This window comes from Streptomyces sp. NPDC043427 (assembly GCF_056436655.1).
The window spans coordinates 167613-186647 of the sequence record NZ_JBWKCC010000018.1; the positions used below are offsets into that span (position 1 = coordinate 167613).

The window sequence follows — 19035 nt, forward strand, 5'->3', positions numbered from 1 at the left end:
CGGCCTCCGGGCTCCGGGCGGCTCTCAGGCAGCCCGCTGACGTCGGCCTCAGATCGCGGGCAGTGACTGCTCGGCCCAGATGGTCTTGCCGGTGGTGGTCTGGCGGGTGCCCCACCCCTGAGTGAGCTGGGCGACCAGGAGCAGCCCGCGGCCGCCTTCGTCGAAGGTGCGGGCCCGACGCAGGTGGGGGGCTGTGGTACTGCCGTCGGAGACTTCGCAGATGAGGGTGCTGCGGTCGTGGATCAGCCGGAGCTGGATGGGAGGCCGGGCGTACCGGATCGCGTTGGTGACCAGTTCGCTGACGACCAGCTCGGTGACGAACTCCGCGTCCTCCAGGCCCCACTCCGACAGCTGTCGGCAGGCGTTCCGGCGGGCCACGGCGACTGTGGCGGGGTCGGGCTGCACCTGCCAGGTCGCCACGTGCGAGTCGTCCAGAGCGCGGGTACGGGCCACCAGCAGCGCCACGTCGTCAGGGGGGTGGTCGTCCGTGAGCAGGGTCCGCAGCAGGGCGTCACAGGTGTCCTCCAGGTCGTGGGCCGGTCTGCGCAGTGCCTCGCGCAGGGCGGTGATCCCCTCGTCGATGTCACGCCCTCGGCCCTCGACGAGCCCGTCGGTGTAGAGGACAAGCAGGCTGCCCTCAGGCAGCTCCAGGTCGGTCGTCTCGAACGGCAGGCCGCCGAGGCCGAGGGGAGGGCCCGCCGGAACGTCGAGGAACTCGACGTTGCCGTCCGGTGTCACGAGTGCGGGTACGTGGTGGCCCGCGCGGGCGACGGTGCAGTGCCGCGAGACAGGGTCGTAGACGGCGTACAAACAGGTGGCGCCGATGTCACCGGCGGTCACGACCGTCGGTTCGGCTCCGCCGTCCAGCCGGTTGACCAGGTCGTCCAGGTGGGTCAGCAGCTCGTCGGGGGGAAGGTCGACATCGGCGAGCGTACGCACCGCGGTGCGCAGCCGGCCCATGGTGGCCGAGGCCTGAATGCCGTGGCCGACGACGTCACCGACGACGAGGGCCACCCGGGCACCGGACAGCGGAATGACGTCGAACCAGTCGCCGCCGACGCCGACCCGGGTGCCGGCAGGAAGGTAGCGGGAGGCGACGTCCAGGGCCGACTGCTCGGGGAGTCGCTGCGGCAGCAGGCTGCTCTGCAATGTGAGGGACGTGGACCGCTCACGTGTGTACCGGCGGGCGTTGTCGATGCACACGGCGGCGCGGGCGGTGATCTCCTGCCCCAGCAGCAGGTCGTCCTGCTCGAAGAGCTTGGGCTGCCGGTGGCGGGAGAACGTGGCCACGCCCAGGGTGAGACCACGGGCCCGCATCGGCACCGCCAGCACCGAGTGAAAGCCGAACTCTCGCATGCGTTCCGCCCGTTGGGGCGTCTGCCGCTCCACCTCGGCGAGGGCGGCGGGTGTGACGTGCTCGATGAGTGGTCGGCCCGCGGCCAGGCACCTCGCCGCGGTCGAACCGTCCGGGTAGGCGGCCACCGTTCCGGGCGGCACCACGGCTTCGGGGGAGCCCTCCAGAACCGACTGGCAGGCGACGCGGCGCAGCCTCACGGGGCCGTGCGGAGAGCCCTGCGGCGGATCGTCACCGCCTTCGATCGCCGGCAGCAGATCGACTGTGACGAAGTCCGCGAACCGCGGGACGGCCACGTCGGCGAGTTCCTGAGCGGTACGCGCCAGGTCCAGGGTGCTGCCGATGCGCACGCTGGCGTCGTTGAGCAGCACCAGCCGCTGCCGTGCCACATGCTGTTCCGTCATGTCGTGCGCCGACAACAAGACACCCTCCAGCCGCCCGCCGGATTCCCACACGGGGGCGAGCGACACCGACCAGACGCTCTCGCGTTCGTGGCCGGCGAGGTGCAGCGCGGCCCTGAGCTCCTGCTGTCGGCCGGTCTCCAGCACGGCCCGCATGCCCTCCTCGGTCCGTTCGCTCTCCGGATCGAGGACGAGCTCCGTCACCCGCAGCCCGCGCATGGCCTCCTGGGACAGGCCCATCACACGTTCCATGTCCGCGTTCGCCCAGCGCAGCCGCAGTCCGGTGTCGTAGAGAGCCATCGTGCAGGGGGACTGCGTGAAGCCCCGCAGCACGAACGCGTCGCCCTCGGGTGTCGGGGGCGGACGGGTCACCGGCGACACCAGCGACCATCCGTCGCCGTCGTTGCTGAGGCGGTGAGCCAGCAGGTCGACCGTGAGGCGGTGGCCGTCACGGTGCAGCACGGTCACCGTCCCGCTCCATCTGTGCGCACCCGGCAAGGAACTCGGCAGCCCCGGGGAGGCCCCGTCCGGGAGCAGCCCGGCTGCGTCGCGGCCGACGACCTCAGCTGCGCGATAGCCGAGAAGGCGCCACGCCCCTTCGTTCCACGCGGTCACGACGCCGTGACCGTCCACGTCGACTTTGGCCGTGGCCCCCTCGTCGACGAACTCGTAGGGCCAAGCGCTCCGGCCGTCACCCGGGGCGGACACAGATCCGGTCATGGAGTCGTTTCGCCTCACTCCCACCCTTGGATCCTGCGCCTGGGGGCGGCCTGGACCCGAGGTGCAGCGCACCTCTCTTCAATACGACACTAGACCACAAGAGTGACAGACCTTAGCAAATCGGCCCTCATGCAGCACGGCGCAAGCGATCCCGAGGGAGGGCGGTACCGATGGCTGACATCGGCAAGACGTGGCCGGACCAGGCCGAGTGGACCGGGAAGCTCTACAGCGCGGGCTGGCGCGAGTCCGACGGCGGCACGCACAAGGTGATCGAACCGGCCACGGGTCGCCCGCTGGCCGAAGTCGGCGTAGCGGCCCCCACGGACGTCTCACAGGCGGGTGTACGGGCTGCCCTGGCCGTCGGCGACTGGGCGGCAGCAGCGCCTTCCGAACGCGTCGAGGTGCTGCTCCGCGCCTCCTCGGCCTTGCGTGAGCACGGCGATACGGTCCGCGACTGGATCGTCCGCGAGTCTGCCGGCGTCCCCGCCAAAGGGGACTATGAGATCGCCGCGGCGCTCGGCCAGCTGGCGCACGCGGTCGGGCTCGCGTCCCTCCCCCGGGGCGAGGTCCTGGCACCGCCGGCCTCCGGCGGAGGCGGAGGGGGTCTGGCCTGGCGAGTGCCGCTCGGTGTCGTCGGCGTCATCAATCCGTGGAACGCTCCCCTGCTGTTCGCGATGCGCGCGCTGGCGCCCGCGCTCGCCCTGGGCAACGCCGTACTGCTCAAGCCCGACCCGCTCACCCCGGTCTCCGGGGGCGTCCTCGTCGCACGGCTCTTCGAGGAGGCCGGGCTGCCCGAGGGGCTCCTGCACATCCTGCCCGGGGACGCGGAGACAGGACAGGCGGTGGTAGCCGATCCCCATGTCGCCATGATCTCGTTCACCGGCTCCACCGACGCCGGACGTGCGGTGGCCCGCCTGGCGGGCGAGGGACTGAAGAAGGTCTGCCTGGAGCTCGGCGGCAAGAACTCGATCATCGTGCTCGACGACGCGGACGTCGAGGCTGCCGCCCTGGCCGGAGCGGTGAGCGCCTTCGGTTACCAGGGACAGGCCTGCGTCGCCGCCGGCCGCCACCTGGTGCACGCGGATCTCGTGGAGTCGTACACCGAGGCACTGGTCAGACACGCGAAGGCCATGCGCATCGGCGACCCCTGTACGGAAGGCGTCACCATCGGCCCGGTCATCAGCGAGCGGCAGGCCGCCAGGATCGAGCGCATCGTCGACGAGAGCGTCGTCGACGGGGCACGGGTGCTCACCGGCGGACGACGCCACGGGCTCTTCTACCCGCCCACTGTCATGGACCACGTCGAACGAGACATGCCCGTGTTCACCGAGGAGATTTTTGGCCCCGTCGCCCCGGTCATCCCCTTTCACAGCGAGACACAGGCCGTCGAGATCGCCAACGACACCGCATACGGCCTCACCGCCGCCGTGCACTCCAGCTCCGTGCCGAGGGCGACCGCACTCACCGGGCGGCTGCGCACCGGCATGGTCCACATCAACGACGTCTGCGCCAAGGACGCCCCTGACGCTCCCTTCGGGGGCATGGGAGTCTCCGGCAACGGCTCCCGCATCGGCGGCACGGCGAGCCTGGAGCAGTTCACCCAGTGGCGTTGGATGACGACACCGACAGGCGTGTGACGTGCCCGGTGTCGGACCTCCTCAACAGCGGCGCAATGCATAGGACCTCTCCCCCTCGGCCGAGGAGACGGACGCGGCCGGGCTGGAGTACGGCTGTGTGGCCGGCCGGATCACCCTGCGCATCACCCGTCACCACACGGACAGGAGATGAGCGCAGGACGAAGAGTTCCAGGTTCATCTCATCCACGACCTGGAGAGCCGCACAGGCGTCTCGCTCGGCTGACCGCGGCCCCCCGGCAAGCAGTCGGCCATGGCTGCATGCCGTTGACACCGTGGGAGGGGAGCGGCCCCGGTCAGGCGATCGCGGATTCCGTGAACTGGTTGGTGTCGAAGAGCTGGTTGATGTGGCCGCCGAGTTCGGACCAGTGCCGTCCGGAGAGTTCGGCGGCGGCGCGGGCGTCCCCGCCGGCGCAGACGTCGATGAGTTGGTCGTGGTGCTCGATGGTGTTGCGGCCGCCGAGGAGGGTGGAGAACTTGCGGTAGAGGATGCGGTGGATCTGCGGGTGGAGCTGCTCGACGATCCGGCTGAGGACGGGGTTGTCCGCTGCCGCGATGGGGACGGCGTGGAAGCGGTCGTCCGCGGCAAGCGCGGCGTCGGTGTCGTTGGCGGCGACGGCCCGTTCGAAGTCCTGGTTGGCTTCGCGCATCTGCCGCAGGTCCTGCTCGTTCATGACCGGCACGGCTGTCTCGATGGCGAGCTGGTCGAGGGAGCGCAGGACGGCGAGGGTCTTTTCGACGTCGCGGCGGTTGAGGGTGGTGATGCGGGTGTAGACGCCGGGCTTGGCCTCCACCAGGCCGATGTCGGCGAGCCTGGCGAGCGCTTCGCGAACCGGGGTGCGGCTGAGCCCCAGGCGCTCGGCGAGTTCGCCGTCCTTCACCTTTTCCCCGGGGGCGAGTTCTCCGCGCACGATGGAGTCGCGCAGGCGGTGGAAGACCTCGTCGCTGAGGAGACGGCGGGAGACAGGGCTGTCGAGTGACATATTGCGTACAGTACATCGGTCGGTCGCCCGCGTGGGCCGGCCTCATCCTCATGCGGTGAGCGTCCGGCGCACCAGGGCCTGGGCCAGGAGGACGGCCGGATCGACGAGGGGCACATCGACCGGTTCGGCGGACAGCCCGAGAGGGATCTCCGTGCAGCCGGCGATGATCACCTGCGCACCCTGGGCGATGAGCCTGCGCGCGGCACGCGCGAGCGGCTCGGCGGCCGTGGCGTCCCGCGCGCCGGCCTTCACCGCGCGGATGGCGGCCATGACCTCATGTTCCTGGCTGTCGGGGTCGGGCAGCGCGAGGCTGATTCCGGAGCGGTCCAGCCACTCCTGGTAGAGGCCCGCGCGGACGGTTCCGCTGGTGGCGAGCAGTCCGGCGGTGTGCACGTGCGGCCGCAGGGTGGTGAGGTGCTCGGCGACCTCGCCGATCATGTGGACGATCGGCAGGCCGACGTGGTCGGCGATGCGGGGAACGAAGGCGTGGGCGGTGTTGCAGGGGATGGCGATGAGGGTGGCGCCGGCCTCGCGCAGGACGCGGCCGCCGTTGAGGAGCCAGGGGCTCGGGTCGGGGCCGTTTCCGAGCAGGGCCTCGGTGCGGTCGGGGATGGTGGGATCGGACCAGATGACCGTCCGGAGGTGGTCCTGGTCGCTGCTGCCCGGCGTCAGCGACACCAGCTTGGCGTAGAAGTCGGCGGTGGCCGCCGGCCCCATGCCGCCCAGGATGCCGATGATCTCCGTGGTGGCGCGGTTGCTCACTGCGCGGTCTCTTTCTGCAGTGTCCCGGCCGGCTGGGCGGTCTCGGGCTCGGTGTCGGTGGTGGGTCGCCGACCGTTTTTGGCTTCGCGCCGGTTCTCGGAGCTGTCGATGACGGCGGCGGCGAGCGAGTTGCCGATGACGTTCACGCCGGTGCGGGCGATGTCGACGATGAAGTCCACGCCGAGGAGCAGGGCGATGCCTTCGGCGGGCAGGCCGATGGAGTTGCCGGCCGCGATGAGGACGACGATGGAGGCGGAGGCGACGCCGGCCATGCCCTTGGAGAGGATCACCAGCACGCCGACCATGAGGAGCAGGGCGGGCAGGGACGTGTCGGCGCCGTAGGCGTTGGCGAGGAAGACCAGGGCGGCGGCCTGGTAGAGGACGGAGCCGTCGGTGTTGAACGAGTAGCCGAGGGGCACGACGAACGAGGTCGTCGACGGGCTGAGGCCGAACGCTTCGAGCTTGCCCATCAGCGGGGCCAGCACCGACTCGGAGCTGCGGGTGACGAAGGCGATCCCGGCGAGCCCGGCGATCGACTTCAGCAGCTCGACGTAGCGGATGCGGTAGATCGCGGCGATGAGCGGGAAGAGCACGCCGAGGACGATGGCCAGGCCCGCGTAGACGACGGCGATGAAACCCATCAGGCTGCGCAGGTTGCCGAAGCCGTAGTGGGCGACGTCGTAGGAGATGAAGCCGAGCACGCCCAGCGGCGCGATGCGGATGACGTAGCCGACGGCCTTGAACATCACCGCGGCGACGGACTCCAGGACAGAGGCGAAGGGCTCGGACTTCTCCCCGATCGCGGCCATGGCGACGCCCACGAGGAGGGCGAAGACGATCGCGCCGAGCAGGTTGCCCTCGCTGAACGCGGCGAAGATGTTCTTCGGTACGGCGTGCAGGACCAGCTCGTGGAAGTCGATGCCCTGGCTCAGGCCGTCCAGGTCCTTGGCGTCGGCCCCATGGACGGGGGCGCCCTTGCCGATGCCTGCGAGCTTGGCCAGTCCGACCGCGATCAGCAGGATGACGGTGGTGACGATCTCGAAGTAGAGGATGGCCTTACCGGCGATCCGGCCGACCTTCTTGACCGACTCCATGCGGGCGATGCCCAGCACGATGAGGGGGAAGACCAGGGGCAGGACCACGACCTGCACCACATTCAGGAACACCTCACCGAGGATCTTCATCTGCTCACCGGCCGACGGGGCGAGGGATCCGATGAGGGATCCGAGGCCGACGGCGATGATCGACTGGATTCCGATCGGCATCCTCAGACATCGCCGCAGCAGTCCTGCGGGCCGGGCTTTGGGGGTGTCTGCGCTGGTGGTGGGGGTCTGCGATGGGTGCATGGACGCCTCCGGGTGCTCCAATATATTGCGCTCTGCGTATTGGGCGGTAACACTGGACGCCAGGACGGCTGTCTGTCAAGGGGGCCCGCACCGGCATCCCGGCACACTCAGCTCGGCACGCATGATCTGCATGGCCCACAGAGAGAAGGTCGGCGCATGTCTGGCGCCTCAGGTGTCCGTGAAGGCACGGTTCGCGCTGATGGTCGACGAAGAGCCCGAGCTCACCGAGCTCCTCTCCGCGGCTGTGACCGAGGCGGGGCGGCATTCCATCGCGGCAGAGGACGGACGCAGCGCTCCGCGCCTCGCGCGGGACTGCGCGCCGGACGTCGTCTCCTGGACGGGAGGCTGCCGGACGTGGACGGAACGCAAATCCCGCGCAGGCTGCGGAGCGAGAACACGCGCCTGCCCGTGCTGATGCTCACCGCCCGTGGCCGGCCGAGCGGTGGTGCCGGCGGGCCCGGGCGCGCCTCTGGAGCGAACTCGGACCGGCCTTCACCGTCGGCGCCGGCGCCCGGTGCTCCTGGGGAGGTCGTCGATCCTGGCGGGCGGTGCCCCCGGCAGGGTGAGCACGGCTCCGCCGGCCGCGGTACTCCCCTCACTGTCAGCGTTCACCGTGCGATCCGCTGGTGTGGGCGAGGCGGCCCTCGGTGTTATTCAATGAGGTGTGCGGTCAGGGACTCGGGGCCCCGTCGCACGGGTCCGAGTAACGACCCCGGCGCTGCGCCGATTGCTGAGAGAGCCGCATGGACTCCACGCCCTCCTCCTCGTCCTCATCGCCGTTTGACCTGGTCAGCAGGGCCCTGGGGCGCTACATCTCGCGCGGCGGACCGGCAGCGGCCGCCGATCCGGCCAACGCGCAGGGCGACCGCACCACCCGCCCACGCGTACTCGACAACCCGGCAGCCGACCGTCAGGATCAGATTCTCGGCGTGGTCAACCTGGACAGGGATCTGAGAATCACCCGCTGCAATCTGGACGCCCCTGTATTCGCGGGTCTGCACGCCGTGGCCGGGACTCCTTTCGCCGATCTCCTGCCGCCCTGGGACGTACCGACGGTCACACGGCGGTTGCGGCAGGTCCTGGAGCTGGGTGAGGCGCACGTCGCCCGGATCCAGCGTCTGCGGCGCGGCGACGGGTCGGAGCTGGTGGTCTCGATGAGCATCCTGCCCGCCGCGGCGCCTCAGGAGGGCCTGACCGTCTCCCTGATCGCCATGGCCAGGAGGCTGCACCTGTACGCCGCCGAGACGGCGATCGGCACCTCGCTGGACATCGGCGAGACCGCGCAGTCACTGGCGGAGTCCCTGCTGGCTTGGGGAGACGTGGCCGCCGTCGACCTCGACTTCGCCGTGTGGACGGGCGAGGGCGTCACCGATCAGGCGCAGGGGCGCATCCACCTACGGCGGGCAGCCCTGGTCCCGGACCGGGCGTGGCCCGAGGGTTACGTGACTCCGGGCGGCGATCTTCCCAGCGACGCGAGTCGCCTGCTGGCGCAGGCGGTACGGCGGGACGATGCCCCGCAGGCCATCGTGATACCGGACCGGGAGGCGGTCGAGCGGCTACTCGGCAGTCCGCGAGTGATCCGTGCCCTGGTGCCCGGTGACCGGTCGGCGAGTGTGGCGTGCATACCGCTGATCTTGGACAGCGACCCGCCCGTCGTGCTGGGCGTGGCGGAGGTCTGGCGGCGGGCGGACTACCCCTTCCACGACAGCGAGTTGTTCGACCTGCAGGAACTGGTGGCCAGGACCGCCCATCACGTCGACCTGGCCCGTCAGCACCACCGCGAGCACACTCAGGTGCTTGCGTTGCAGCGCCGGCTGCTGCCCCGGACAGGCGGCCACACCATTGAGATCGCCAGCGTCTACCAGCCCGCCACCCCCGACAGCGCGGGCGTCGGCGGCGACTGGGTGAACAGCTTCCCGCTGCCGGACGGCCGTACCGCGCTGGTGGTCGGTGACGTCGTCGGGCACGGCCTGGGAGCCGCGGCAACCATGGGCCAGCTGAGCATGGAGGCCCGCGCACTGCTGTCCGCGGGGCTGGCACCCGACGAGGTACTGGAGCACCTGGACGAGACCGTCACCCTGCTGGACGACGCGGAGTCAGGACTGGCGGCCGGCTACAGCGCCCTCGGCTCCACCTGCTGCATCGCCCTCTACGACCCGGTCAGCCACCACGTGACGCTCTCCAGCGCCGGCCACCTCCCTCCGGTCCTGGTTCTTCCGAACGGCCACGCGGGCCCGCTCGCGCCCCGCCCTCACCCCGGCCTGGGCACCGAGTTCGCACTGCGGGAGCCGTTCGACGTGCACACGTTCGGCGCGCCCCCGGGCTCCCTGCTCGCCCTCTACACCGACGGCCTGGTGGAGGATCCGGCCCTGTCGATCGACGAGGGCATCAGCAGGCTGGCGGATGCCTTGTCCACGGTGCACCCCTGGGACGCCCTGCAGCCGGCCGCACGGCACGTCGTCTCCGCGCTGGCGCCGTCGCGCCGACGCGACGACGTGACCCTGCTGCTCGCGCGCATGATCGGCTACCGCAAGGGGGACACCGCGACCTGGCGGCTGCCGGCCCGCGACGACGCGCCCGCCCGCGCCCGCGAGCACGTCTGCGCGCTGCTGCGCCAATGGGAGACCAGGGGCTGCACCCGGGACGACGTGTCGCTGCTGGTCAGCGAGCTGGTCACGAACGCGGTGCGCTATGCCACCGGCCCCATCACGGTACGACTGATCAGGGCCGGTCACGGCCTGCTGTGCGAGGTGGGCGACACCGGCAACGGCAGGCCACATCTGAGCCAGGGCCGCCTCCTCGACGACGGCGGACGTGGCCTGCAGATCGTGCACAGGCTGACCACTCGGTGGGGTGTGCGGTGGACGGACACCGGCAAGGTGGTCTGGGCGGAAGTCTCGAGATGACGCGGCTGCGGGGCGGGGCGCGGCCGGCGTACGCAAGCGTGGTGAGGGGCAGGGGTGGTGTGCGCGCCGGCGGGGGCACCACCGACGGCACGGACGGCGCCCGCAGCGGTACCGGTGGCCTGACCGGTGATGCGGGCGGCCCGTGTGCCGGTACGGGGGACGCGGGCTCGCCCTACAGCCACTCCCCTTCCAGGGCGGTGGCGGTGAGGCCCGGTGCCGCCGCGTACAGGACGGCGCGACTGCCCGGCTTCTGCTCGGCGTCATGCGCCCGCCTCATGATGTCGAACACGGCGGCGCCTCCGCGGTTGCCGCCGGTGTAGCTGTCCCGGCTGTAGTCCAGCAGTCCCGACGGCCACGCGTCGGGCATCGTCTGCTCCATGTACTCCAGCACCCGGGTCCCGCCGGGGTGCGCGAGCAGCACGTCGGGGTGCCAGGAGTCGGGGTCGTCCTGGTAACGGAGACGCAGCCACTCCCACATCGCGGTGACCGTCTCCTGTACGGCGCGCGGCCCGCGCCGGTCCATCACGAAGTGGGTGCCGTCCGCCCGCGTTTCCAGGCGGTGCAGGTCCTGGGTGCCGGGCAGGGTGTGGTGCCAGGCGGCGTCCAGTCGCAGCGCCGACTCGCGTCTCGGGCGTCCCGTGACCACCGCGGCGACCGCGGTGTCCGCGAACAGCAACCGGACGATCAGGGACTCGATGGTGTCGTCCGCGGGCTGGTAGGTCGTGCTCAGCGCCTCGGCGATCACGACCAGGACCACCCGGTCGGGGTCCGCGGCCACGAGGTCCGCCGCCAGGGCCAGGGAGCGGGTCCCCGCGATACAGGCCCACTGCGTGGCCGGCAGCAGCATCACGTCGTTGCGGAGCGGAAGCCTGTTGGCCAGGGCGATGTCCAGGCCCGGCAGCGCCGGCGTGGTGGAGTGACTGGTGATCAGGCAGTCGATGTCCGAGGCGTCCAGCCCGGCGATCTGCAGGGCCCCGCGCGCCGCACGCTCCCCGTAGGACTGCACGGCCTTCCAGGCCGGGGCGGTGCGCTCCTGGACGGTCTGCGGCGCGGGTATCGCCTCGAGGGCGGCGATCACGCGGTCCACGTCCTGCTGGGTGAACCCGTCGCGTGCCAGCGCCTTTTGGGCGGGCCCGATGCCGACAGCCCGCAGGCCGCCGCCGTGGCCGGGCGCGACAGTGGTCTCCAGGGGCAGCATCCACCCGCGGGTCTCGATGCCCGTACTGGATGCGATGGCGTCGATCCGCGGCGCCCACGCCGCGTGCGGGTGCCGGTCGCGCACCTCCGCGACGATCTGGCTGGTCTCCACGGCGTGCTCGCCGTGTATTACGGCAGGCGGACAGAGGTAAGCGGCCATGATGGCACCTTTCCGGGGGGAACAAGGAGGAACGTCACGAGGGCTGCGCCATGGGCCGCTTTGAGACTTCGCGCCCATGCCCGATGGGCTCCGCTTCGGGAGTCGCTGTCCCGGTCGAGCATGGACGCTAAAAGGACATTTCCGCTGTGACTTAGACAACTTGGGCGGACCTCGAAGGGCGTGATACGGCACACACCGCTGAAACAGGGGCCCTCCGACCGGCCCCACAAATCCTTCCTGACTTACCGTCAGCCAGGTGGCTTGCCTGGTCCGGGCGCGCACCGCCGGCGGGCCGACGTCTGCGCCCGCCGTTCCGACGTCGTCGCAGCCCTGCCACTGCTCGACGGAGGCAGTCGTCCGCCTGCGGGAATGGGCCGAGATCCCGCACGGGACCCTGGAGCCGGGCCCGACCGCGGAGGGCGGCTACCGGGTGCGACTACGGACTGCCCTCGGCGGCGTACGGAAACCGAGGGGACTCAGGTGTCCGGCGTCGGCGTCGGGGTCTCGACGAGGCTGGGGGCGAGCCACTGTCTCGACGCCCGTGACATGGACAGTGGCTGTGGATGCGGCCAGCAAAACGTCTCGTGCCTGGGGGGCTGAGCACGGCTCGTGTTCACGGTGTGTGTGCGTGTTCCAGGGAAGGCCCGACTGGCGTTGGGCAGAGTGCTGACCGGCATGGCTCATGACGGTTGCCGCAGCCGTTTCGCCGACGCCGCAACGCCCGCGTGCGCCGCCTCCTCCCCCCTCCCCAGCCGCTGCCCCTTCTCCCCCAACGGGATCCGGAAGCCCACCGTTTGGGTTTCCTGGTGCTGCCGGGGCCGGGCCAGCGCCTCCGCAGCCCTGCCGCGGTCACGGTGTGCCGTTCCTGCGTCGCACCGCGCGCCGTGTGGACCGGCGAGGGATCAGCACCGGTTGCACGAGCCGACGCCGGTCCACGCCGCTCCGTGCGTTGATGACAGCGATCAGCAGATCGACCGCTTCGACGCCCACCGCGTCCGGACGGAGGCTGACGGTGGTGACGGGCGGGGCTGTGACGGCGTAATCCGGATCCTCGCTGACGCACGCCACCAGCAGGTCCCCCGGCACCCGAAGACCGTGATGACGGGCAGCCGCGAGGATGTTGTGACCGGAGTCGGAGTAGACACCGATGACGGCGTCCGGTCGCGGATCGTGGCGGAGCAGTCGGCCGACCGCGTCCTGTTCGGCCGCGAAGTAGTCGGGCAGCGGAGCGTACTCCTCCACGAGGGCGGGCATGTCGAGTTCATCGCACCAGGACCGGTAGGCGTCCGCGATCAGGTGCGGGTACGCATCGTCGTGCAGGGGCAGGGAGAGCCCGATCCGCCGGGCGCCGCACTCCGTCAGGTGATCGAGCAGCAGGCGCAGGGCCGCTTCGTGGTCGGTGTCCACCCACGCGTCACACCGATGCGGATCGGGCGGCCGGCCTTCGCTGATCATCGGTATGCCACGCTCCCGCAGAATGGAACGCACCGGGTCGTCGGCGCGCGGCTCGACGTGGATGACGCCGTCCATCGGAGTGTTGAGCCACATCCACGGTGACATGGAACTCGGCATCGCCAGGAGCAGATAGCCACGTTCGTGGGCCGCCGCCATGGCGCTGAGTGTCAGCTGTGCGTAGTACGGGATCTCGGTGTACGGGACGGGCAGGTCGCCGTACGTCGTCATGGTCAGGCCGAGCACTCCGGTGGCCCCTCGGGCCAGGGCACGGGCCGTACTGGCCGGGGCGTAACCGAGTTCCCTTGCCGCGGCCAGCACGCGCTGCCTGGTCGCCTCGGACAGCCGTCCGGTGCCGTTGAGCCCGTTCGACACCGTGGCCGTGGACACCCCGGCCCGTGCGGCCACGGCGCCGAGCGTGGGACGCCGCCAGGCACGAGAGCTCTCCATGGGCACCCCAACTGCCGTATGACCGCTTTTGGTTAAGAACTTAATCACTCAGCCTATCGGGCGTCGGTGGCCGGAACAGGTCGTGGTGGCCGGTTCCGGCGCGGCCGCACAAGCAAAGCCGATTCCCCGGTGCGGGCGGCCAGCGTGGTGCGCGGACGGGTGGCAGATGCACGCCCTCGCCGTCGGCGGCCGCGCCGTACGCACGGCCCTGGACGCCTACGAGGCGGTCGCCGGCCCCGGCCCCAGTCGCTGATCATCCGTACCACCGGGGGGCGTGCTGGGCGCCGGCCGGGCACCGGATGACTCCTGCTGCCGAGGACACCGAACCGCGCAGGGCAGGCGCCCCGGCCCACCCGACGGGGGTCGGGAGCTCGCCTCCCTCGGCGCCCTGCACATGCATCCCGTGTCTGAGGACTTCGGGCCAGAAGACGTGAGCGGGCGTCGCTCGCCCGTCACTCCGTTGTCGTCCCCAAGGGGAGGGCTTCGCCCGAGCGCAGGTGCTCCCGCAGCCACTGCTCGGTGTTGCTCACGTGCAGCAGCGCGGCGGCCTGGCTGAGGGAGGCATCACGGGTGGACAGGGCATTGAAGATCGCCTCGTGCTCGGCGAGGGTGCGGCCCGCGGCCTTGTCGTCGACCAGACCACGCCAGATGCGGGCGCGCAGTGTGCGGCCGGAGATGCCTTCCAGGAGCGTGAGGAGGGTCTCGTTGCCGGTGGCCGAGACGACGGCGCGGTGGAAGGCCACGTCGTGGGCGTTCAGCTGTTCCACGTCGTCGCGGGCCTCACGCATGGCGTCCAAGTGCCGTTCCACTTCGGCCAGTTGGTCGTCGGAGATCCGGGTGGCGGCCAGGGCCGTGGCCATAGGTTCGAGGAGGCGCCGCACCTCCATGAGGTCCTGCAGGGCGACCGAGTCACCCTGCAACAGTTCCACCGCTCCGCCGAGCCCCTCCAGGAGCAGGCTCGGCTGCAGGCTGGTCACATACGTGCCGTCACCCCGCCGGACCTCCAGAACCCGCGCGACAGCCAACGCCTTGACCGCTTCGCGGGCGAGGTTGCGGGACAGTCCCAGCTGGGCGGCCAGGTCCGGCTCCGGTGGGAGTTTCGAGCCCGGGGGCAGGGCTCCGGTCCGGATCAGCTCACGAATCCGCTCGATGGCCTTGTCCGTCAGAGACAACGCGACTCCCTCCCCAGGCCGTGCTCTGTGGGCACGTCCGGCCTGATCAGCCTCTGAGCGCGGAGATCGGCCCAGAGCCCGTCGGGGATGTGCTGACGATGGAGTTCCACGTTTCGTACGACCTGTTCCCGATTCCGCATGCCGAGGGTGACGTTGATGATACTGGGATGCGCGTGGGGGAAGGCGATCGCGGCGGCGGGCAGCGTGGTCCCGTGGGCCGTGCAGACCTCGGCGATCGCCCGAGCACGGGCAACCAGGGCCGGTGGAGTGTCCTGACGGTCGTACTTCACCCCCTCGGCGGGCCGGTCTTGGGACAGCAGTCCCGAGGTGAAGGCACCCACCGCCACCACGCTTTTGCCCAGTTTCCGCGCGGCGGGCAGAACGCCGTCCAGTGCCGACTGGCCCAGGAGCGTGTAGCGCCCGGCCGGCATCGCCAGCCGAGTTCGGTGACGGAGACGGCCGTGTTCTGGATCTTCCGCTGGTGCAGGACGTGCTCCTGGGATACGGCTGAGGGGGCGCCGATCAGCGTCTGACATGGGCCGACCCGCCTGCGATGAGCGCCTCGACCTCGGCGAGCGAGGCCATGGAGACGTCTCCCGGCGTGGTCATGGTGAGCGCGCCGTGAGCGGTGCCGTAGGCCAGGGCGCGCTCCAGGCCGGTGTCGCCGAGCAGTCCGTGGATCAGGCCGGCGGCGAATCCGTCGCCGGAGCCGATGCGGTCCAGGACGTGCAGGCCGGTCATCCGGGGGCCGGTGACGAAGCCGGTGTCGGCGGACCAGGCGGCCGAGGACCAGTCGTTGACCCCGGCCGAGGGCACGTCGCGCAGGGTCGTGGCCAGTACTTTCACCTCGGGCAGCAGGCCGGCCACCTCGGTGAGCGCGTCCGCCACCCGGTCGGCCCCGATGCGCGCCTGTCCCGGGTGCGCCCCGGCAAGGCCCAGGGCGCCCACCACGACGTCGGCGTGCCGGGCGAGCCGCAGGTCGACCTCGCGGGCCCGGTCTGCGCCGCCCCGGCCGACCCAGAGGCTGGGACGGTGGTTGGGGTCGTAGGAGACCGTGACGCCATGGCGGCGGGCCGCGGCCATGGCCTCGTCCGCGACCTCCACCGTGGTGTCGGACAGGCCGGCGAAGATGCCGCCGGTGTGGAACCAGCGCACCCCGGCCGAGAACACGGAGTCCCAGTCGATGTCCCCTTTGCACAGCTGGGAGACGGCGGTGTGCGCGCGGTCGCTGACGCCCAGCGCGCCGCGGATGCCGTAGCCGCGTTCGACGAAGTTGAGGCCGTTGCGGGCGGTGCGGCCGATGCCGTCGTCCGGTACCCAGCGGATCAGCGAGGTGTCGACACCGCCCTGGAGGATCAGGTCCTCGACGAGCCGGCCCACCGCGTTGTCGGCGAGGGCTGTGACGACGGCCGTGCGCAGGCCGAAGCAGCGGCGCAGCCCGCGGACGACGTTGTACTCGCCGCCGCCCTCCCAGACCTGGAAGGAGCGGGCGGTGCGGATCCGCCCCTCGCCCGGGTCGAAACGCAGCATCACCTCGCCGAGGGCCACCACGTCGATCACGACGTGCTCCTCTCCACCGCCTCCGCGGTCAGTCGGCGGATTGCCTCGTAGTCGCCCCGCCGAAGGAGGTCGGTGGTCGCCATCCAGCTGCCGCCGACTGCCAGGACCGCGGGCTCGGCGAGGTAGCCGGCCAGCTGGTCGGCGCCGATCCCGCCGGTCGGCACGAAGCGCGTCCGGGGGAAGGGCGCCGCGAGCGCCCGCAGCATCCGCAGGCCGCCGAGCGACTCGGCGGGGAATAGCTTGACGGTGTCGAGGCCCGCCTTCAGGGCGCGCATCAACTCGGTGGCGGTGGCGATACCGGGCAGCGCGGGCACCCCCAGCTCCCGGCACTTCGCGACGATCTCCTCGTCGAAGCCGGGCGAGACCACGAAGCGGGCCCCGGCCGCCACGGCCCGCTCCGCCTGCTCGGGCGTGAGGATCGTGCCGGCGCCGACGGACAGGCCACCATGGGCGGCCATCTCCTTGAGCACCTGCTCGGCGTCCGGTGTGCGGAAGGTGACCTCGGCGCACCGGGCACCACCCGCCGCGAGCGCGTCGGCCAGCGGACCGGCGGTCGAGACGCGCCGCACCGTCAGGACCGGCATCACGCGGGCACCGGCCAGCACGGAGGCCAGGTAGGTGCCGCTCATCGGCCCAGCCATCCGCCGTCGACGGGCAGGACGACGCCGTGGACGTAGGCGGCGGCATCCGAGGCGAGGAACACCGTGGCGCCCGCCAGGTCGTCGGCGTCCCCCCAGCGGGCGGCCGGGATGCGGTCCAGGATCGCCTTGCTGCGCACCGGGTCGTCCCGCAGCGCCTGGGTGTTGTCGGTGGCGATGTAGCCGGGCGCGATGGCGTTGACGTTGACGCCCCGCGGCGCCCACTCGTTGGCCAGCGCCTTCGTCAGTCCGGCGATGCCGTGCTTGGCGGCGGTGTAGCCGGGGACGGTGATGCCGCCCTGGAAGCTGAGCAGCGACGCCGTGAAGATGACCTTGCCCTGGCCGCGGGCCACCATCGCCCCGCCGACGGCCCGAGTCAGCGCGAACTGCGCGTTGAGGTTGACCTGGAGCACCAACTCCCAGTCTGCCTCGGCGTGTTCAGCGGCCGGAGTACGGCGGATCGTGCCCGCGTTGTTGACCAGGATGTCCACCGGCCGTGCACGGCCGGCCAGGTCCGTACCCAGGGTCCGTACTTGCTCGGCGTCGGCGAAGTCGGTGCGGATCGCCTCGAACGTACGGCCCGCGGAGACGACGTCCTTCTCCACCGCGCTGCCGGACTCCTCCAGCGAGGCGCTGACGCCGATGACGTCCGCGCCTGCCTCGGCGAGGGCGCGCGCCATGGCCCGCCCGATGCCGCGCCGGGCTCCGGTGACGACAGCGAGCTTTCCGGTGAGGTCGAAGGAGGTCATACGGCGGCTCCCTGAGCGTCGTCGGTGCAGTCCACCAGGATCTTCATCACGTCACCGCCGCCCTCCAGCGCCTCAAAGGCGGCGGGCGCCTGCGTGAGCGGCACGACCTTGCTGATCAACCGGTCGGCCGGGATCGTGCCGTCCGCCACCAGCGCGACCGCCTTCTCGAAGTCGGTGCGGTCGTACAACCGGGCGCCCACCAAGGTCAGTTCGCGCCAGAAGAAGCGGTGAAGGTTCACCTCGCGGGGGCGCGGGTGGATGGCGACCAGGCAGAGACGGCCTCGCACGCCCAGCACGTCGACCGCCGTCTCCACGCCGCCCGCCGCGCCGGAGACCTCGAAGGCGACGTCCGCGCCCGCGTCCCCGGTCCACTGCCGCACCGCCGCCGGCACGTCGTCGTCGCCCGGGTTCCACGCCGTCAGCCCCAACTCCTCGGCGAGCAGCCGACGGTGGGCACTCAGCTCCACCACCCGGACGTCCGCGCCCGCGGCCCGCGCGACCAGCGCGATGAGGACGCCGACCGGGCCGCCGCCGACCACGACGACCATCTCACCCTCTCGCAGCCCGGCCCGGCCCACGTCGTGCACGGCGACCGCCGTCGGCTCGACGAGCGCGGCCCGGTCCAGGGGCAGGGAGTCGGGCAGCCGGACGAGGGTGGAGGCGGGCACGGTCCAGCGCTGCTGCATCGCGCCCGGGGAGTCGATGCCGATGAAGTCCAGGTTCTGGCAGACGTGTTGGTGGCCGGAGCGGCAGGCCGGGCAGGTGTCGTCCCAGCGCAGCGGCATCACGGTCACCGCGTCGCCGGGCTGCCAGCCCTCGACGCCCGGCCCGACGCGTACGATCCGGCCGGACATCTCGTGTCCCAGGACAGCCGGTGTGGACACCCGGGCGTCCATGTCGCCGTGGAAGATGTGCAGGTCGGTGCCGCAGATGCCGACATAGGCGGGGGCCAGCTCCACCTCCCCGGGGCCGGGCGGCGTACTGGGTGCGGGAGCCGTGTCGAGGGTGCGGGCGGCCGTGTAACGAACGGCGAGTGTCATCGTGGGGTCAGGGTCCCTTCAGCGCGGACACCGATGGTCAGCAGCAGGTTGGCGTAGGTACGGATGTCGGCGGTGACGATCGCCAGCGCCAGGTCGGGCGAGCGGGCCGCGTCGTAGAACTCGAAGCGCCCGAGCGTGTCGACCGGGACGGGTGCCAGCGTCGAGCGGTACTCGGTGATGGCGGGCGGCTCCGGTTCGCCCTCGGGCGGCACCATCACGTGGGCCGACTCGACGGGCAGGGCGCGCAGCAGGACGCCGAGCACGGTGGTGACGTCCAGCAGGCCGGGGGCCAGGTTGAGGTGGACGGTTCTGGCGCGCTCGCCGGTGGCCGTGCTGGCCGGGTAGTGGCCGTCGGCGAGCAGGACGCGGGCGCCGTGACCGGCTCCGGCCAGGGATTCGAGGATGCCGGGATGCAGTAGTTCGGTCAGGAGCACGGGAGTGTCCTCTCCTTCTTGTCAGGCAGCCGGCGCAGGGCGGTCGCCGTACCGCGGAGCACTGTCTGCTTCTCGCT

14 protein-coding genes and 1 pseudogene are annotated in these 19035 nt (G+C 71.3%); 2 read left to right on the forward strand and 13 right to left on the reverse strand.

Annotation, left to right across the window (positions count from 1 at the left end; genetic code table 11):
* Positions 1–48: 48 nt before the first annotated feature.
* Positions 49–2475: a SpoIIE family protein phosphatase gene (locus AC067M_RS26910; protein WP_478699597.1), complete on the reverse strand. Its 2427-nt coding sequence runs from the start codon at positions 2473–2475 to the stop codon at positions 49–51.
* Between the two features lie 170 nt (positions 2476–2645).
* On the opposite strand from AC067M_RS26910, the gene AC067M_RS26915 reads away from it, so the two are divergent.
* The gene (locus AC067M_RS26915; protein WP_478699598.1) at positions 2646–4112 is read left to right on the forward strand and encodes an aldehyde dehydrogenase family protein; all 1467 of its coding nucleotides are present in this window, start codon (positions 2646–2648) and stop codon (positions 4110–4112) included.
* 293 nt (positions 4113–4405) lie between these two features.
* On the opposite strand, the gene AC067M_RS26920 is transcribed toward AC067M_RS26915, so the two are convergent.
* The 3 genes from AC067M_RS26920 to AC067M_RS26930 are packed head-to-tail and all read right to left on the reverse strand — an operon-like array spanning position 4406 to position 7119.
* Positions 4406–5092, reverse strand: coding sequence for a GntR family transcriptional regulator (locus tag AC067M_RS26920; protein ID WP_478699599.1), 687 nt, complete (start codon positions 5090–5092; stop codon positions 4406–4408).
* 48 nt (positions 5093–5140) lie between these two features.
* Entirely contained in the window at positions 5141–5854 is a 714-nt protein-coding gene (gene cuyB, locus AC067M_RS26925) for a cysteate racemase (RefSeq protein WP_478699600.1), read from the reverse strand.
* A complete protein-coding gene (locus tag AC067M_RS26930) occupies positions 5851–7119 on the reverse strand; it encodes a dicarboxylate/amino acid:cation symporter (protein WP_478699601.1) in 1269 nt (422 codons plus the stop codon). The genes cuyB and AC067M_RS26930 overlap by 4 nt, the downstream gene beginning before the upstream one ends.
* A gap of 824 nt (positions 7120–7943) precedes the next feature.
* On the opposite strand from AC067M_RS26930, the gene AC067M_RS26935 reads away from it, so the two are divergent.
* On the forward strand, positions 7944–10106 hold the full coding sequence (locus AC067M_RS26935; RefSeq protein WP_478699602.1) for an ATP-binding SpoIIE family protein phosphatase: 2163 nt from the start codon (positions 7944–7946) through the stop codon (positions 10104–10106).
* Between the two features lie 172 nt (positions 10107–10278).
* Here AC067M_RS26935 and AC067M_RS26940 read toward each other — a convergent pair whose 3' ends face one another.
* The 9 genes and pseudogenes from AC067M_RS26940 to AC067M_RS26980 form a co-directional block, all read right to left on the reverse strand.
* Entirely contained in the window at positions 10279–11463 is a 1185-nt protein-coding gene (locus tag AC067M_RS26940) for a beta-ketoacyl-[acyl-carrier-protein] synthase family protein (protein ID WP_478699603.1), read from the reverse strand.
* Positions 11464–12312: 849 nt separating this feature from the next.
* Positions 12313–13365, reverse strand: coding sequence for a LacI family DNA-binding transcriptional regulator (locus AC067M_RS26945; protein ID WP_478699604.1), 1053 nt, complete (start codon positions 13363–13365; stop codon positions 12313–12315).
* A 452-nt stretch (positions 13366–13817) separates the two neighbouring features.
* Positions 13818–14537: a FadR/GntR family transcriptional regulator gene (locus AC067M_RS26950; protein ID WP_478699605.1), complete on the reverse strand. Its 720-nt coding sequence runs from the start codon at positions 14535–14537 to the stop codon at positions 13818–13820.
* Positions 14528–14974 (reverse strand): annotated as a pseudogene (locus AC067M_RS26955) (aldo/keto reductase); the annotation flags it as partial. The pseudogene AC067M_RS26955 and the gene AC067M_RS26950, both read right to left, overlap by 10 nt.
* An 85-nt stretch (positions 14975–15059) precedes the next feature.
* The gene (locus AC067M_RS26960) at positions 15060–16097 is read right to left on the reverse strand and encodes a sugar kinase (RefSeq protein ID WP_478699606.1); all 1038 of its coding nucleotides are present in this window, start codon (positions 16095–16097) and stop codon (positions 15060–15062) included.
* Positions 16094–16726 carry a bifunctional 4-hydroxy-2-oxoglutarate aldolase/2-dehydro-3-deoxy-phosphogluconate aldolase gene (locus AC067M_RS26965; RefSeq protein ID WP_478699607.1) on the reverse strand — a complete coding sequence of 211 codons (633 nt, stop codon included), beginning with the start codon at positions 16724–16726 and terminating at the stop codon, positions 16094–16096. The genes AC067M_RS26960 and AC067M_RS26965 overlap by 4 nt, the downstream gene beginning before the upstream one ends.
* The gene (locus AC067M_RS26970) at positions 16723–17484 is read right to left on the reverse strand and encodes an SDR family NAD(P)-dependent oxidoreductase (protein ID WP_478699608.1); all 762 of its coding nucleotides are present in this window, start codon (positions 17482–17484) and stop codon (positions 16723–16725) included. The genes AC067M_RS26965 and AC067M_RS26970 overlap by 4 nt, the downstream gene beginning before the upstream one ends.
* Complete coding sequence (locus AC067M_RS26975) at positions 17481–18524, reverse strand: zinc-dependent alcohol dehydrogenase (protein WP_478699609.1); 1044 nt, start codon at positions 18522–18524, stop codon at positions 17481–17483. The genes AC067M_RS26970 and AC067M_RS26975 overlap by 4 nt, the downstream gene beginning before the upstream one ends.
* Complete coding sequence (locus AC067M_RS26980; RefSeq protein WP_478699610.1) at positions 18521–18958, reverse strand: RbsD/FucU domain-containing protein; 438 nt, start codon at positions 18956–18958, stop codon at positions 18521–18523. Before AC067M_RS26980 ends, AC067M_RS26975 begins: the two co-directional genes overlap by 4 nt.
* Positions 18959–19035 lie beyond the last annotated feature (77 nt).

Bases quoted from the DNA above. Each gene is read 5' to 3' on its own strand.
- AC067M_RS26965 (WP_478699607.1), bottom strand. From the start codon at position 16,726: ATGAGCGGCACCTACCTGGCCTCCGTGCTGGCCGGTGCCCGCGTGATG.
- AC067M_RS26910 (WP_478699597.1), bottom strand. From the start codon at position 2,475: ATGACCGGATCTGTGTCCGCCCCGGGTGACGGCCGGAGCGCTTGGCCC.
- AC067M_RS26940 (WP_478699603.1), bottom strand. From the start codon at position 11,463: ATGGCCGCTTACCTCTGTCCGCCTGCCGTAATACACGGCGAGCACGCC.
- AC067M_RS26945 (WP_478699604.1), bottom strand. From the start codon at position 13,365: ATGGAGAGCTCTCGTGCCTGGCGGCGTCCCACGCTCGGCGCCGTGGCC.
- AC067M_RS26975 (WP_478699609.1), bottom strand. From the start codon at position 18,524: ATGACACTCGCCGTTCGTTACACGGCCGCCCGCACCCTCGACACGGCT.
- AC067M_RS26935 (WP_478699602.1), top strand. From the start codon at position 7,944: ATGGACTCCACGCCCTCCTCCTCGTCCTCATCGCCGTTTGACCTGGTC.
- AC067M_RS26970 (WP_478699608.1), bottom strand. From the start codon at position 17,484: ATGACCTCCTTCGACCTCACCGGAAAGCTCGCTGTCGTCACCGGAGCC.
- AC067M_RS26915 (WP_478699598.1), top strand. From the start codon at position 2,646: ATGGCTGACATCGGCAAGACGTGGCCGGACCAGGCCGAGTGGACCGGG.
- AC067M_RS26930 (WP_478699601.1), bottom strand. From the start codon at position 7,119: ATGCCGATCGGAATCCAGTCGATCATCGCCGTCGGCCTCGGATCCCTC.
- AC067M_RS26920 (WP_478699599.1), bottom strand. From the start codon at position 5,092: ATGTCACTCGACAGCCCTGTCTCCCGCCGTCTCCTCAGCGACGAGGTC.